Source organism: Vibrio sp. 1978 (assembly GCF_033344345.1).
On record NZ_JAWPOP010000459.1, the window covers coordinates 1 to 702 of the forward strand.

Genomic DNA, 702 nt, shown 5'->3' on the forward strand with positions numbered 1-702 from the left:
GTGTCTCTAGATTGTGAGACCACCAGCCTTGATCCGAACCGTGCTGAGTTGGTAACCATCGCGGCAACCAAAATCATCGACAACCGCATCCTTACCAGTCAGCCTTTTGAAGTACGCTTACGTGCACCCCAATCGTTAGATTCTGGGTCAGTGAAAATTCATAAAATTCGCCACCAAGATCTGGCTGATGGTATCAGCGAGAAAGAAGCGTTGCTGAAACTGCTCGCGTTCATCGGCAACCGTCCTTTAGTCGGATATCACATTCGCTATGACAAAAAAATTCTCGACCTTGCCTGCCAAAGGCAACTCGGCTTCCCACTGCCAAACCCATTGATTGAAGTCAGCCAGATTTATCACGACAAATTAGAACGGCATTTACCCAATGCCTACTTCGACTTAAGTCCGTATGCAATTTGCACGCACCTGGAACTGCCCATTCAAGATAAACACGACGCACTGCAAGATGCGATTTCTGCCGCCTTGGTTTTTGTGCGCCTCACCAAGGGCGATCTGCCAAATCTCACCGCGCCATACACATAAATCCTGTTGACCTAGCTCCCATAATTACTTTTATTTCAAGCATTTTCCGGCACACCCCTCTGTCTCATCCTAAAGTCTAATTGTGGAAATACGCGCGGTGACTGACAGTTATAGGCACAACGTCGTTCTAGGACGACTGAGTAGTTAAGAACCAAAAGACAG

The 702-nt window shown here is 47.4% G+C and carries 1 protein-coding gene; it reads left to right on the forward strand.

The window, feature by feature from the left end; translation table 11 throughout:
* A partial coding sequence (locus R8N49_RS27220) for a 3'-5' exonuclease (RefSeq protein ID WP_318190462.1) occupies positions 1 to 540 on the forward strand: 540 nt, incomplete at its 5' end.
* Between the last annotated feature and the right edge of the window lie 162 nt (positions 541 to 702).